Here is a 13,098-nt window from a genome sequence, read left to right as displayed (position 1 = left end):
TCCGCCAACCGCAAGGAGTCATCATGAGCAAGACCGTCATCAACAGCGACAAGGCCCCTGCCGCCATCGGCACCTACTCGCAGGCGATCAAGGCCGGCAATACCGTGTACATGTCGGGCCAGATCCCGCTGGACCCGAAGACCATGGAACTGGTCGACGGCTTCGAAGCCCAGACCGTGCAGGTCTTCGAGAACCTCAAGGCCGTGGCTGAAGCCGCTGGCGGCTCGTTCAAGGACATCGTCAAGCTGAACATCTTCCTCACCGACCTGAGCCACTTTGCCAAGGTCAACGAGGTAATGGGCCGCTACTTCGAGCAGCCGTACCCGGCCCGCGCTGCCATCGGCGTTGCCGCGCTACCAAAAGGCGCCCAGGTTGAAATGGACGCCATCCTGGTCATCGAATGATGCCCCGGTGACGGGCGCCCCTGCCCGTCACCCTCCCTTCCTTTGCAAGGTTACCCGTCATGCGTCAAGCATTGCCTCTCGCGCTGGCAGCCCTGCTTCTGGGCGGCTGCGCAAGCCACAAACCCGAAGACTTCAACGGTACCTGGATCAACCAGGATGCCATCAACGCGGCCGTCAAGAGCGGCAGCCTGCGCCAGGCGCTCAGTGAGCACGGCCCGGTGTTCGAGTGGAAGCTCGACGTCGCCAGCCAGCAGGCCAGCTACAGCAATGGTTTCGAGGCGGCTGACGGCCAACTGAGGGCCAACGACAAGCAATGGCAGGCCAGTTTCCAGGGCGGCCAGACCGAACAGCTGTCGCTCGATGGCGACGAATTGCAGGCCATCGATCAGAACGGCGGCAAGCAGACCTTCGTGCGCGCCAAGGCGCCAGCAGCAGCCAGCGCGCCACTGGGTAGCAGCTTCGAGAAGGCGTTGTACCAGGCTTACCTGGGCGGCACCTGGAAGATCGTCGACGGCCAGGGCAAAGGTGCCAGCGTGCGCTTCAGCGATACCGGCAACGTCACTGGCCTGCCGGGGCCAGACCGCTTCGCCCTGTGCCTGGCGGGAGATTGCGCCACCATGGGTGGCAGCAATGACAGCCTGTGGCTGGAACGCAACCAGCGTGGCGCACCCTTCATCCTCAAGCGCGATGGCGACAAGCTGGAGATCTTCCAGGCGGTGAACCGTGCGCAGCCCGACGAAATGCCCGTGTTGGCGGCCGGCAAGCGCCAGTGGCTGCTGGAGCAGGACTGAGCCCCTTTAGCGGGCCTGTCGGTGTAGCCTTGTGTCGCGCCCCATCGCGACACAACGCCGTTCCTACAGGTACCGCTCGCGCCTGAGGACTAGTTTCTTCCCGCCAGGATAGCTGCGTAGCCCTCCCTGTAACTCGGATACACCGGCGCCCAGCCCAGCGCCCGCACCCGCGCATTACTGCAGCGCTTGCTGCCGGTACGCCGCACCCGCTGTTCATCGGACCACTCGGTAACCCCCATGTAATCACGCAGCCAGGCCACCACATCGGCCAGCGGCGCGGGGTCGTCGTCGACCCCGATGTAACAGTCGTCCAGCGCCCTGCCATCGGCATCGGCCTGCAGCAGAAAAGCCAGCAGGCTGGCGGCATCCTCGGCATGAATGCGGTTGCCATAAAGCGGCGGCTCTGCGGCCACGCGGTAACCTTGGCGCACCTGGCTGAGCAACCATTCCCGGCCGGGGCCGTAAATACCGGTCAAACGCACCACACTCGCCGGAATGCCGCTGGCCAAGGCAAGCCGTTCAGCTTCCAGCATCACCTGCCCGGAATAACCTTCAGGCTCGGTGGCTGCATGCTCGTCAATCCATTCCCCGCCCTTTTGCGCATAAACGCTGCTGCTGGAGACGAACAACAGGCGCCGTGGGCGCTGGCCGCGTTCGGCCAGCCAGGCCAGTACATGGCGCAGCCCCTCGACATAGGCTGCCTGGTAACCGGCCTCGTCGTGCTGGCTGGCCGCTACGCAATACACCAGGTAGTCCGGCGCGCGCTGCGGCCAGGCGTGCGGAATGGATGGCTCGGCCAAGTCTGCAGCCACCGGTACAACACCCGCCGGCAGTTGCCCGACCGAGCGACGCAGGCCGCTGACCTGCCAGCCGCGCGCCAGCATCTGCCGGGCAAGACGCCCGCCTACATCACCACAACCAACAACCATCACGGAAAGGTCTGACATCTCTGAACTCCCTAGACCAACTGATCAACCTGGCCACGCTACCCGACGGGCGACTAGACCATAGGCGAAAAAAGCAACAAGATTACTTTTGTTAACAAGAATTACTTGCAATAATGGCGGCAAAATTGTTCTCGGCCTACCTCGAGGCCTTGGAGAACGCTCACTTTTTTCTTCATCAGGTCCGGCCAGCATGACACGTATTCAACCTTCCGCTTCGCCAACCCCGTCGCGCGCCTGGCGCGCCATCGCCGCGCTGACGCTCAGCCTGGTGCTGGCCCCGGTGGCCATGGCCGATGAGCCAACCGCCAGCCCCGCCGCGCCTGCTGCCGCCAGCGCACCCGCTGCTCCAGCCGCAACGCCGACGACCGACACCCCTACCGCCACTCCGGCTCAAGCCTCGAGCGCGGCAGACCCGAGCGTCGAGGCCCTGGTTGAAGACACCTCGCTGGGCATGGCCCACGACCTGTCCCCATGGGGCATGTACAAGAACGCCGATGTGGTGGTGAAGGCGGTCATGATCGGCCTGGCCATCGCCTCCATCATCACCTGGACCATCTGGATTGCCAAAGGCTTCGAGCTGCTGGGCGCCAAGCGGCGCCTGCGTGGTGAAATCGCCCTGCTGAAAAAATCCGCCAGCCTGAAAGAGGCCAGCGATCATTCCAACAAGGAAGGCACCTTGGCTCATACCCTGGTCCAGGACGCGCTGGAAGAGATGCGCCTGTCGGCCAATGCCCGGGAAAAGGAAGGCATCAAGGAACGTGTCAGCTTCCGCCTGGAGCGCCTGGTACACGCCAGCGGTCGCACCATGAGCAGCGGCACCGGGGTGCTCGCCACCATCGGTTCCACCGCGCCATTCGTCGGCCTGTTCGGTACCGTATGGGGCATCATGAACAGCTTCATCGGCATCGCCAAGACCCAGACCACCAACCTGGCGGTAGTCGCCCCCGGTATTGCCGAAGCCCTGCTGGCCACCGCCCTGGGTCTGGTCGCGGCAATCCCGGCCGTAGTCATCTACAACGTCTTCGCCCGCTCCATCGCCGGCTACAAGGCCCAGGTGTCCGACGCCTCCGCCCAGGTGCTGCTGCTGGTCAGCCGTGACCTGGACCACCAGGGCAGCGAGCGCGCCGCCCCGCACATGGTGAAAGTGGGGTAAGCCATGGGCCTGCATCTCAACGAAGGTGGCGACGACCTCGTCGAAAACCACGAAATCAACGTTACGCCCTTCATCGACGTGATGCTGGTGCTGCTGATCATTTTCATGGTCGCAGCCCCGCTCGCCACGGTCGACATCAAGGTCGACCTGCCGGCCTCGACTGCCAAACCGGCGCCGCGGCCGGAAAAGCCGGTGTTCGTCAGCGTCAAGGCCGACCAGAAGCTCTACGTCGGTGACGACCAGGTCCCTGCCCCCGGCCAGCTTGGCCCGATGCTCGACGCCAAGACCAAGGGCGACAAGGAAACCACCATCTTCTTCCAGGCCGACAAAGGCGTGGATTACGGTGACCTGATGGAAGTGATGAACAGCATGCGTGCGGCCGGCTATTTGAAAGTCGGTCTGGTAGGTCTAGAGACGGCAGCCAAGAAATGACGAAGACGCGCTCGAACATGGCGCGCTACGGTGGCAGCCTGGCGATCGTGCTGGGTGTGCACGTGGTCGCCGTGCTGCTGACGCTCAACTGGTCGGTGCCCCAGGCCATCGAGCTGCCCCCGGCAGCCATGATGGTCGAACTGGCGCCGTTGCCGGAGCCTGCGCCACCACCACCCCCGAAAGCAGCGCCGCAGCCGCCGGCACCGGTCGAAGAGCCTCCGCTGCCGAAGCTCGCTGAGGCCCCTAAACCGAAGATCGCCATCCCCAAGCCGCCCAAGCCGAAGGCCAAGCCGCAACCGCAGCCGCCCAAGCCCGAGAAAAAGCCTGAGCCGCCGAAGGAAGCCCCGCCGACCGAACAGACGGTGGACGCACCGCCCAGCAACACGCCGCCGCAAAAGTCCGCGGCGCCGGCACCGAGCATTGCGTCCAACAGCAAAGCCCTGCCAACCTGGCAGAGCGACCTGCTGCGCCACCTGGGCAAGTACAAGCGTTACCCGGAAGACGCACGCCGTCGCGGCTTGCAAGGCATCAACCGCCTGCGCTTCGTGGTCGACGCCGAAGGCAAGGTGCTGTCGTATTCCATGGTCGGTGGCTCAGGCAGTGCCGCCCTGGACCGGGCGACCCTGGAGATGATCCGTCGCGCCGGCACGGTACCCAAGCCGCCACCCGAGTTGCTGAACAACGGCACGATCGAAGTCGTGGCGCCGTTCGTCTACTCGCTGGACCGCCGCTGAGGCTTTTGTTTCTGTCACAAATCGGCAAGTCTGATAACGTGCGTCTATCGATTGCAGCCGCTATGCTGGGCTCGCAACTTCATGGACGCACGTTATGACCCTCACAGAATTACGCTACATCGTCACACTCGCCCAGGAACAGCATTTCGGCCATGCAGCCGAACGCTGTCATGTGAGCCAGCCGACCCTGTCGGTCGGGGTGAAAAAGCTCGAGGACGAGCTTGGCGTGCTGATCTTCGAGCGCAGCAAGAGCGCGGTACGCCTGACCCCGGTCGGCGAAAGCATCGTCGCCCAGGCGCAGAAGGTGCTGGAACAGGCCCAGGGTATTCGCGAACTCGCCCAGGCCGGGAAGAACCAGCTGACTGCCCCGCTCAAGGTCGGCGCCATCTACACCGTCGGCCCGTACCTGTTCCCACACCTGATTCCGCAGCTGCACCGGGTAGCGCCGCAGATGCCGCTGTACATCGAAGAGAACTTCACCCACGTCCTGCGCGAAAAGCTGCGCAACGGCGAGCTGGACGCAGTGATCATCGCCCTGCCGTTCAACGAAGCCGACGTGCTGACCCTGCCGCTGTACGATGAGCCATTCTGCGCCCTGATGCCGGCCGATCACCCGTGGACAGCGAAAAAGACCATCGACACCGCCATGCTCAACGACAAGAGCCTGCTGCTGCTCGGTGAAGGCCACTGCTTCCGCGACCAGGTGCTGGAAGCCTGCCCGACCTTGAACAAGGGCGGCGAAGGGGCCAGGCACACCACGGTCGAGTCCAGCTCGCTGGAAACCATCCGCCACATGGTGGCCTCAGGCCTTGGCGTGTCGATCCTGCCCCTGTCGGCAGTGCACAGCCACCATTACGCCCCCGGTGTCATCGAGGTCCGCCCGCTGACCGCACCGGCGCCATTCCGTACCGTGGCCATTGCCTGGCGCGCCAGCTTCCCGCGGCCGAAGGCCATCGAGATCCTCGCCGACTCGATCCGCCTCTGCTCGGTCGCCAAAGCCCCTGTGGAACAACCGGCCTGAGTCATGAGTGAGCTGTCGAAGGTCCCGGTCACGGTACTCAAGGGGGTTGGCGAGGCCATGGCCGAGAAACTCGCCAAGGTCGGCCTGGAAAACCTCCAGGACGTGCTGTTTCACCTACCCCTGCGTTATCAGGACCGCACCCGCGTGGTGCCGATCGGCCAGCTCCGCCCCGGCCAGGACGCAGTGATCGAGGGCGTGGTCAGCGGCGCTGACGTGACCATGGGCAAACGCCGCAGCCTGGTGGTGCGCCTGGGCGACGGCAGCGGTGTGCTGAGCCTGCGCTTCTATCATTTCAGTAACGCGCAGAAGGAAGGCCTCAAGCGCGGCACCCACCTGCGTTGTTACGGCGAAGCCCGCCCCGGTGCCTCGGGCCTGGAAATCTACCACCCGGAATACCGCGCGTTGAACGGCGATGAGCCGCCCCCCCCGGTGGAGCAGACCCTGACGCCGATCTACCCGTCCACTGAAGGCCTTACCCAGCAACGCCTGCGTCTGCTGTGCCAACAGAGCCTGGCCATGCTCGGCCCACGCAGCCTGCCTGACTGGCTGCCCGAAGAGCTGGCCCGCGACTACCAGCTGGCACCGCTGGACGATGCTATCCGCTACCTGCACAACCCGCCGGCCGATGCTGATCTCGACGAGCTTGCCGAAGGCCAGCACTGGGCCCAGCACCGCCTGGCTTTCGAAGAGCTGCTGACCCACCAGCTGTCGCAGCAACGCCTGCGTGAAAGCCTGCGCAGCCTGCGCGCGCCGGTATTGCCCAAGGCCCAGCGCCTGCAGGCGCAATACCTGGCCAACCTTGGCTTTCAGCCAACCGGCGCGCAGCAGCGGGTGGCCAACGAAATTGCCTATGATCTCAGCCAGCACGAGCCAATGATGCGCCTGGTTCAGGGTGATGTCGGTGCCGGCAAGACCGTGGTCGCCGCCCTCGCCGCGCTGCAGGCGCTGGAAGCCGGTTACCAGGTGGCGCTGATGGCACCCACCGAGATTCTCGCCGAACAGCACTACCTGACCTTCAAGCGCTGGCTCGAGCCGCTGGGCATCGAAGTGGCCTGGCTGGCCGGCAAGCTCAAGGGCAAGGCCCGGGCCGCCGCCCTGGAGCAGATCGCCAACGGTGCACCGATGGTGGTCGGCACCCACGCGCTGTTCCAGGAAGAGGTGAAATTCAAGCACCTGGCCCTGGCGATCATCGACGAGCAGCACCGGTTTGGCGTGCAGCAACGCCTGGCCCTGCGCAAGAAGGGCGTAGCTGGCGAGCTATGTCCGCACCAGTTGATCATGACCGCCACACCGATTCCGCGGACCCTGGCCATGAGTGCCTATGCCGACCTGGACACTTCGGTGCTCGACGAACTGCCGCCCGGGCGTACCCCGGTGAATACCGTACTGGTGGCCGACAGCCGCCGCTTCGAAGTGGTCGAACGGGTACGCGCCGCCTGCGCCGAAGGGCGCCAGGCCTATTGGGTGTGCACGCTGATCGAAGAATCCGAAGAATTGACCTGCCAGGCTGCCGAAAGCACCTACGAGGAGCTGGGCAGCGCCCTGGGCGAGCTGCGCGTGGGGCTGATCCATGGGCGCATGAAACCGGCGGAAAAGGCCGAGGTCATGGCCGAGTTCAAGGCCGGCAACCTGCAGTTGCTGGTTGCAACCACCGTCATCGAGGTCGGCGTGGACGTGCCCAACGCCAGCCTGATGATCATCGAGAACCCCGAGCGCCTGGGCCTGGCCCAGTTGCACCAGCTGCGTGGCCGGGTTGGCCGGGGCAGCGCCGTCAGCCATTGCGTGCTGCTGTACCACCCGCCGCTGTCGCAGATCGGTCGCGAGCGCCTGGGCATCATGCGGGAAACCAACGACGGCTTCATCATCGCCGAGAAGGACTTGGAGCTACGCGGTCCGGGCGAGATGCTCGGTACCCGCCAGACCGGTCTGTTACAGTTCAAGGTCGCCGACCTGATGCGCGATGCCGATCTGTTGCCGGCAGTGCGTGACGCGGCCCAGGCCCTGCTTGCACGCTGGCCGGACCATGTCAGCCCACTGCTGGACCGCTGGCTGCGCCACGGCCAGCAATATGGCCAAGTGTGACGACGGTTCCATAATGGATCCAGATTTTTCCCAAGGCTGGTTATACTTCGCGTTTAACGGAATCAGTGGATACGGACCATGACTGAAGTCGCCCTGGATACCGCAACCCCACATGCACCCTCGGTCATCAGGCTGCTGCTCGACAAGCTCGGCGTGGCCTACAGCGAGGTCGTGGAGCACCCGCAACTGCCGGCGGCGTCAAGGGTACAGGCCGTGCTGCTCGACGACGAGATCGGTGCCCTGCTGGTGCTGTTCCCGCAGAGCCAGCTGCTGGACCTCAACCGCCTGGCTGAGCTGACCGGGCGCCAGCTTACTGCGGTGTCGGTGGCGCGCCTGAAGCAGATGCTCGACAAGCACAACCTCAAGGCCCTGCCGGGCATTCCGGCCTTGACCAGTTCGCCGTGCCAGTATGAAAAGAGCCTGCTCGACGCCGAACGCGTGTATATCCAGTCCGGCGAAACCGGGCTGTTGCTGGAAATCGAGCGCGCGTACTTCAAGCGCATGCTGGTAAAGGCCAGCGCCAGCAGCTTCGGCCTCAAGGTCGAGGACATCAGCCCCAATCTCGACCGCCCGCATGACGACACCCGGGAAATCAGCCAGGCAGTGCAGGCTTTCACCGCCAGACGCATTCAGAAGCGCCTGGAGGAAACCATCGAGATCCCGCCTCTGGCCGACACCGCGCAAAAGATCATCAAACTGCGGGTAGACCCCAACGCCAGCATTGACGATATCACCGGCGTGGTCGAAACCGACCCGGCGCTGGCGGCGCAGGTGGTCAGCTGGGCGGCATCGCCCTACTACGGCTCGACGCACAAGATTCGCTCGGTGGAAGATGCCATCGTGCGCGTACTGGGCTTCGACCTGGTGATCAACCTGGCCCTGGGCCTGGCGCTGGGCAAGACCCTGAGCCTGCCGAAAGACCACCCGCAACAGGCCACGCCGTACTGGCAGCAGTCAATCTACACCGCTGCGGTCATCGATGGCCTGACCCGTGCCATGCCGCGCACTGAGCGCCCAGAGGCTGGCCTGACCTACCTGGCCGGGCTGCTGCACAATTTTGGCTACCTGCTGCTGGCGCATGTGTTTCCACCGCACTTTTCGCTGATCTGCCGGCACCTGGAGGTCAACCCGCACCTGTGCCACACCTATGTGGAACAGCACCTGCTGGGTATCAGCCGCGAACAGATCGGTGCCTGGCTGATGAAACTGTGGGACATGCCGGAGGAGCTGTCAGCCGCGCTGCGTTTCCAGAACGACCCGGCCTATGACGGCGAATATTCGGCGTTCCCCAACCTGGTATGCCTGACCACCCGCCTGCTGCGCGCGCGGGGAATTGGCACGGGGCCGCAGGAGGAAATTCCCGAGGAACTGCTGGAGCGCCTGGGGATTACCCGCGACAAGGCCGAGGAAGTCGTGAACAAGGTGCTCGAGGCCGAGAACCTGTTGCGTGAACTGGCTTCGCAGTTCCAAGCACCGCATTAAGAACCTGGGGCCGCTTTGCGGTCCCCATTGTTTCGGCCCTGCTTCTTCGGCTTCAGGTACTTCATCAACCCCTGGAACCACATCACCAACGCCGGGTTGCCCTTGATCTGGATGTGCTTGTCCTGAATCCCCTGCATGAATGCCAGCTGCTTGTTACGCGCCTGCATCGTGGCAAAACCGTAGGCGGCGTCCTTGAAGGCAATGGCGAAGGCCGGCTGCGGGTGGGCACCGCCCTTGCTGCTGATGCGCTCGTTGTTGACGATGAAGTGCCGGGCGACCTTGCCATCCAGGGTCTGCATCTGGAACACCAGGTCCTTGCCCTTGAGCTGCTGCTGGAATGCCGGGTTGTTACGGCTGGCCCTGGTCATCAACCATCCCATGGCCCAGAGAAGAAAGCGGAACTTCATCAACGCGCCTCGATTTAAACGTGACTAAAGCGCGCATTCTATCCTTTTTCAGAGCTTTTTATGCAGGTACGAAACATTTTGCCTGCAGAATGCATAACGGGCGCCTTGCGGCGCCCGTCTGGCTGGGACTGAAAAGTCAGCGCACGATCATTTGCCTTTCTTGGCCGGTTTGGCAGGCACGTTGACGCTGTCCCGCAGGTTCTTGCCTGGCTTGAAGGCAACGGTATTGCTGGCCTTGATCTTGACCGGTTGGCCGGTTTGCGGGTTCTTGCCGGTACGCGCGCCACGATGACGTTTTTCGAAGGTGCCGAAGCCGACCAGGGTCACGGTGTCCTTGTCCAAGGCACCGGTGATGCTGTCGAGAATCGCATTCAACACCTGATTGGCCTTTTCCTTGGTCAGATCGGCCTTTTCGGCGATGACGGCGGCGAGTTCTGGTTTGCGCATAGTGAAGCCTCTTTGACGGAATTCTTGTTGTTATGCCGTGCTGCCTCTGGGAGCAGCGCTCAAGGCACCGCAGGCTCTAATCTGCGGCAGACGGGACTGAGGATGGCACGTGCACGGGGGCCGCGCCAGTATCTGGGCGGCCATTGTGCAGGCAACAACAGGATAAATCCGACAGAACGCCAGCTATTTACGCCATTACAGCCGGTAACTGGCGATTCAACGCCAGCTTGTCCATGACTGCTGATCCGGTCAGGGCATAGCCCAGCAGCTTGCCGTCGGCATCGAAGCAGAGCACTTTGAGGTCGCTGCCCTGCCCCTCGAGCTGCCAGGTGCCTTCGTGGCCCTGGGGTGGCGGCGAGACTACGAGTGGGCAGGCCGGGGTTTTTACCGTGACCGGCATCGGCCCGTAGGCGACCGTTGTTGGCTTACCGGCCAGGGTTTGTGCCAGCGCCCGGGCACAGCTCATCAGTGGCATGACATACAGCAGGTTGATGCCATCGACCTCGGCACAATCGCCAAGGGCGAAGATATTGGCGTGGGAGGTGCGCAACTGGCGGTCCACGCTGATCCCGCGGTTGGTTCGCAGGCCGGCGGCGGCAGCCAGGTCGGTGCGCGGGCGCAGGCCGATGGCCGAGACCACCAGGTCGCAGGCGATCACGCAGCCATCAGACAGGTGGGCTTCCAGGCCCTGGCCGACCTTTTCCAGACGAGCCAGCACCGGGCCCAGGTGGAAGCGGACACCCAAGCCTTCCAGCCCGGCCTGCACGGCTGCGGCCGCTGCCGGGTGCAGCAAGGTCGGCATGACTTGCTCGCACGGTGCCACCACATCGACCTGGAAGCCGCCTAGGCTCAGGTCGTTGGCAAATTCACAGCCGATCAGGCCGGCACCGAGGATCAGCACTCGCTGCTTGCCAGAGGCTGCGGCGCGAAAACGCGCGTAGTCTTCCAGGTCATTGATCGGAAACACCTGTTCGCCGCCATCACCCTCGATCGGTACCTGTACCGTCTGCGCACCCACAGCCAGCACCAGGTCGCGGTATTCCACCGCCTCCTCACCGATCCACAGCCGCTTGTGGCCAGGGTCGATGCCGCTGATACGGGTATGGGTACGGATTTCGGCATTCAGTTGTTCGGCCATGGCACCCGGTTCGGCCATGCACAAGCCATCCGCATCCTTCTGCTTGGCGAAGCCGGTGGAGAGCATGGGCTTGGAGTAGGAGCGACCGTCATCGGCAGTGATCAGCAGCAACTGGGTCTGTGTATCGAGCTTGCGAAACTCACGGGCCAGGTTGTAGCCCGCCAGGCCGGTACCGATGATTACTACAGGGGACGTCATGTCGTGCTTTCCTTGATTAGCCGATGGAGATCATTTCAAAGTCGCTCTTGCCGACACCACAGTCGGGACAAAGCCAGTCTTCCGGTACATCTTCCCAGCGGGTGCCAGGGGCGATGCCGTCGTCGGGCCAGCCTTCGGCCTCGTCGTAGATCAGGCCGCAGACAATACATTGCCACTTTTTCATCAGGTCTCTTTCCTCGGTTCGGGCTGGAGCTTGGTGTTGGCTGCTGAGCGCCTCTTCGTGGCTGAAGCCGCTCCTACAGCGACCGCGTAGCCTGTGGGGACGGGTTCACCGGCGAAGAACCAGCGCAATTCGTGGTGGCTTTGTATCGGCCCCGCCAGCAGTATGCAAGCAGTCGGGGCAATCATGCTAAGCTCGCCGCCTCTCTGGTTGTAACAAGCAGACCGACGTGTCGTACGAATCCCCGCAAGCAGCCGCTGTCGCGTGGCTGCCGTATTCACAGCTGGCGACCGGCATCGACCAGCCCACCCTGGATTGGCTGTTCGACGAGGGCTCCCTCACCCGCCGCCTGACCCGCCTGTCCGACGATCACTTCACTGTCACGCCGCTGTTCGAGGGCTGGCAACCGCTGCGCGATGACGAATGCGAGGCCCTGGGCATCGCCGCAGGGGCAGAAGGCTGGGTGCGCGAGGTGTACCTGCGTGGCCATGAGCAACCTTGGGTGTTCGCCCGCAGCGTCGCCAGCCGCAGCGCCCTAGAGCGTGGCGGGCTGGACCTGGAAACCCTGGGCAGTCGTTCGCTGGGCGAGCTGCTGTTCTGCGACCAGGCATTCATCCGCCACCCCATCGAGGTGTGCAGTTATCCGCAGGCCTGGCTACCAGGCGAAGCCGCCCATGCCGCGCTGTGGGGCCGCCGCTCACGCTTCGAACGTGGCGGCCTGGAGCTGCTGGTGGCGGAAGTGTTCCTGCCAGCCCTGTGGCAAGCGGCCAAGGAGGAAAACCGCTGATGTACCTGCACCTGCTCAAGTCGCTCAATCGCCTGCACCCGCGGGCCTGGGACTTTGTCCAGCTCAGCCGCATGGACCGGCCGATCGGGATCTACCTGCTGCTGTGGCCAACCTTGTCGGCGGTCTGGATTGCCGGGAACGGTTCGCCAACCCTGGCCAACGTGCTGATTTTCGGCCTCGGTGTGGTGCTGATGCGCGCTGCAGGCTGCTGCATCAACGACTTTGCCGACCGCAAGGTGGACGGCCACGTCAAACGCACCGCCGACCGTCCCCTGGCCAGTGGCCGGGTCCGTCCGCGCGAGGCGCTGGCGCTGTTCGCTATCCTGGTCGGAGTCAGCTTCCTGCTGGTGCTGTGTACCAACAGCCGCACAGTGTGGCTATCGTTCGGCGCGGTGGCGCTGGCGTTCTGCTACCCATTCATGAAGCGCTACACCTACTACCCGCAGGTGGTGCTCGGGGCGGCCTATTCCTGGGGCATTCCCATGGCCTTTACCGCAGCGGGTGGTGAACTGCCAGCCAGTGCCTGGCTGTTGTACATCGCCAATCTGCTGTGGACGGTAGGTTACGACACCTACTACGCCATGGTCGACCGGGATGACGATTTGAAGATTGGCGTGAAATCGACCGCGATACTGTTCGGCGACGCCGACCGCACAATCATCCTGACCTTGCAGCTGCTTTCGCTGGGCTGCCTGTTGCTGGCGGGTAACCGTTTCGAACTGGGCGGCTGGTTCCATCTGGGCCTGCTGGGCGCGGCGGCGTGCTTTGCCTGGGAGTACTGGTCGACCCGCAAGCTGGACCGGGAGTCATGCTTCAAGGCGTTCCTGCACAACCATTGGGCGGGGATGCTGGTGTTTATCGCAGTGGTGCTGGATTACGCGTTGCGCTGAGGAA

Annotated in this window: 15 protein-coding genes; 10 read left to right on the top strand and 5 right to left on the bottom strand. The window is 63.8% G+C overall.

Translation table 11 applies throughout. From position 1 onward, the window contains the following. The first annotated feature begins 23 nt into the window (after positions 1–23). Both B4L76_RS20625 and B4L76_RS20620 read left to right on the top strand, forming a co-directional pair. Positions 24–404 (top strand): RidA family protein, encoded by a 381-nt coding sequence (locus tag B4L76_RS20625; protein ID WP_085621514.1) that lies wholly within the window; start codon positions 24–26, stop codon positions 402–404. A gap of 59 nt (positions 405–463) precedes the next feature. Next, a complete protein-coding gene (locus tag B4L76_RS20620; protein WP_296234997.1) occupies positions 464–1,195 on the top strand; it encodes a hypothetical protein in 732 nt (243 codons plus the stop codon). A gap of 89 nt (positions 1,196–1,284) precedes the next feature. Here the strand turns inward: B4L76_RS20620 and B4L76_RS20615 are convergent, their stop codons facing one another. Further along, positions 1,285–2,142, bottom strand: a complete 858-nt coding sequence (locus B4L76_RS20615) for an SDR family oxidoreductase (RefSeq protein ID WP_296234996.1) — start codon at positions 2,140–2,142, stop codon at positions 1,285–1,287. A gap of 190 nt (positions 2,143–2,332) precedes the next feature. Here B4L76_RS20615 and exbB point away from each other — a divergent pair, with 190 nt between their 5' ends. The 6 genes from exbB to B4L76_RS20585 all read left to right on the top strand — a co-directional run bounded on the left by exbB (position 2,333) and on the right by B4L76_RS20585 (position 9,046). After that, entirely contained in the window at positions 2,333–3,295 is a 963-nt protein-coding gene (gene exbB / locus B4L76_RS20610) for a tonB-system energizer ExbB (RefSeq protein ID WP_296234995.1), read from the top strand. A gap of 3 nt (positions 3,296–3,298) precedes the next feature. Then, complete coding sequence (gene exbD / locus B4L76_RS20605) at positions 3,299–3,727, top strand: TonB system transport protein ExbD (RefSeq protein ID WP_296234994.1); 429 nt, start codon at positions 3,299–3,301, stop codon at positions 3,725–3,727. After that, positions 3,724–4,461: an energy transducer TonB gene (locus B4L76_RS20600; RefSeq protein WP_296234993.1), complete on the top strand. Its 738-nt coding sequence runs from the start codon at positions 3,724–3,726 to the stop codon at positions 4,459–4,461. Before exbD ends, B4L76_RS20600 begins: the two co-directional genes overlap by 4 nt. Before the next feature lie 94 nt (positions 4,462–4,555). Then, the gene (locus B4L76_RS20595; RefSeq protein ID WP_296234992.1) at positions 4,556–5,482 is read left to right on the top strand and encodes a hydrogen peroxide-inducible genes activator; all 927 of its coding nucleotides are present in this window, start codon (positions 4,556–4,558) and stop codon (positions 5,480–5,482) included. Between the two features lie 3 nt (positions 5,483–5,485). Next, positions 5,486–7,564, top strand: coding sequence for an ATP-dependent DNA helicase RecG (gene recG / locus B4L76_RS20590; protein ID WP_296234991.1), 2,079 nt, complete (start codon positions 5,486–5,488; stop codon positions 7,562–7,564). Between the two features lie 78 nt (positions 7,565–7,642). Continuing rightward, the gene (locus B4L76_RS20585) at positions 7,643–9,046 is read left to right on the top strand and encodes an aminoacyl-tRNA deacylase and HDOD domain-containing protein (RefSeq protein ID WP_296234990.1); all 1,404 of its coding nucleotides are present in this window, start codon (positions 7,643–7,645) and stop codon (positions 9,044–9,046) included. On the opposite strand, the gene B4L76_RS20580 is transcribed toward B4L76_RS20585, so the two are convergent. The 4 genes from B4L76_RS20580 to B4L76_RS20565 all read right to left on the bottom strand — a co-directional run bounded on the left by B4L76_RS20580 (position 9,043) and on the right by B4L76_RS20565 (position 11,420). Next, entirely contained in the window at positions 9,043–9,453 is a 411-nt protein-coding gene (locus B4L76_RS20580) for an SCP2 sterol-binding domain-containing protein (protein WP_296234989.1), read from the bottom strand. The two genes, B4L76_RS20585 and B4L76_RS20580, sit on opposite strands and share 4 nt — an antisense overlap. 147 nt (positions 9,454–9,600) lie before the next feature. Continuing rightward, positions 9,601–9,900, bottom strand: coding sequence for an HU family DNA-binding protein (locus B4L76_RS20575; RefSeq protein ID WP_054894882.1), 300 nt, complete (start codon positions 9,898–9,900; stop codon positions 9,601–9,603). 187 nt (positions 9,901–10,087) lie between these two features. Then, the gene (locus tag B4L76_RS20570; RefSeq protein WP_296234988.1) at positions 10,088–11,236 is read right to left on the bottom strand and encodes an NAD(P)/FAD-dependent oxidoreductase; all 1,149 of its coding nucleotides are present in this window, start codon (positions 11,234–11,236) and stop codon (positions 10,088–10,090) included. Positions 11,237–11,252: 16 nt separating this feature from the next. Next, the gene (locus B4L76_RS20565) at positions 11,253–11,420 is read right to left on the bottom strand and encodes a rubredoxin (protein ID WP_003253349.1); all 168 of its coding nucleotides are present in this window, start codon (positions 11,418–11,420) and stop codon (positions 11,253–11,255) included. Positions 11,421–11,646: 226 nt separating this feature from the next. Here B4L76_RS20565 and B4L76_RS20560 point away from each other — a divergent pair, with 226 nt between their 5' ends. Together B4L76_RS20560 and ubiA are read left to right on the top strand one after the other, a co-directional pair. After that, positions 11,647–12,204, top strand: coding sequence for a chorismate--pyruvate lyase family protein (locus tag B4L76_RS20560; RefSeq protein ID WP_296234987.1), 558 nt, complete (start codon positions 11,647–11,649; stop codon positions 12,202–12,204). Next, entirely contained in the window at positions 12,204–13,094 is an 891-nt protein-coding gene (gene ubiA / locus B4L76_RS20555) for a 4-hydroxybenzoate octaprenyltransferase (RefSeq protein ID WP_296234986.1), read from the top strand. Before B4L76_RS20560 ends, ubiA begins: the two co-directional genes overlap by 1 nt. The last annotated feature ends 4 nt before the right edge of the window (positions 13,095–13,098 follow it).

Origin of the sequence: Pseudomonas sp. UBA4617, assembly GCF_002386445.1 — a bacterium.
In the GTDB taxonomy this organism is placed as follows: Bacteria; Pseudomonadota; Gammaproteobacteria; order Pseudomonadales; family Pseudomonadaceae; genus Aquipseudomonas.
This window is presented reverse-complemented; position numbering and strand designations above follow the sequence as displayed.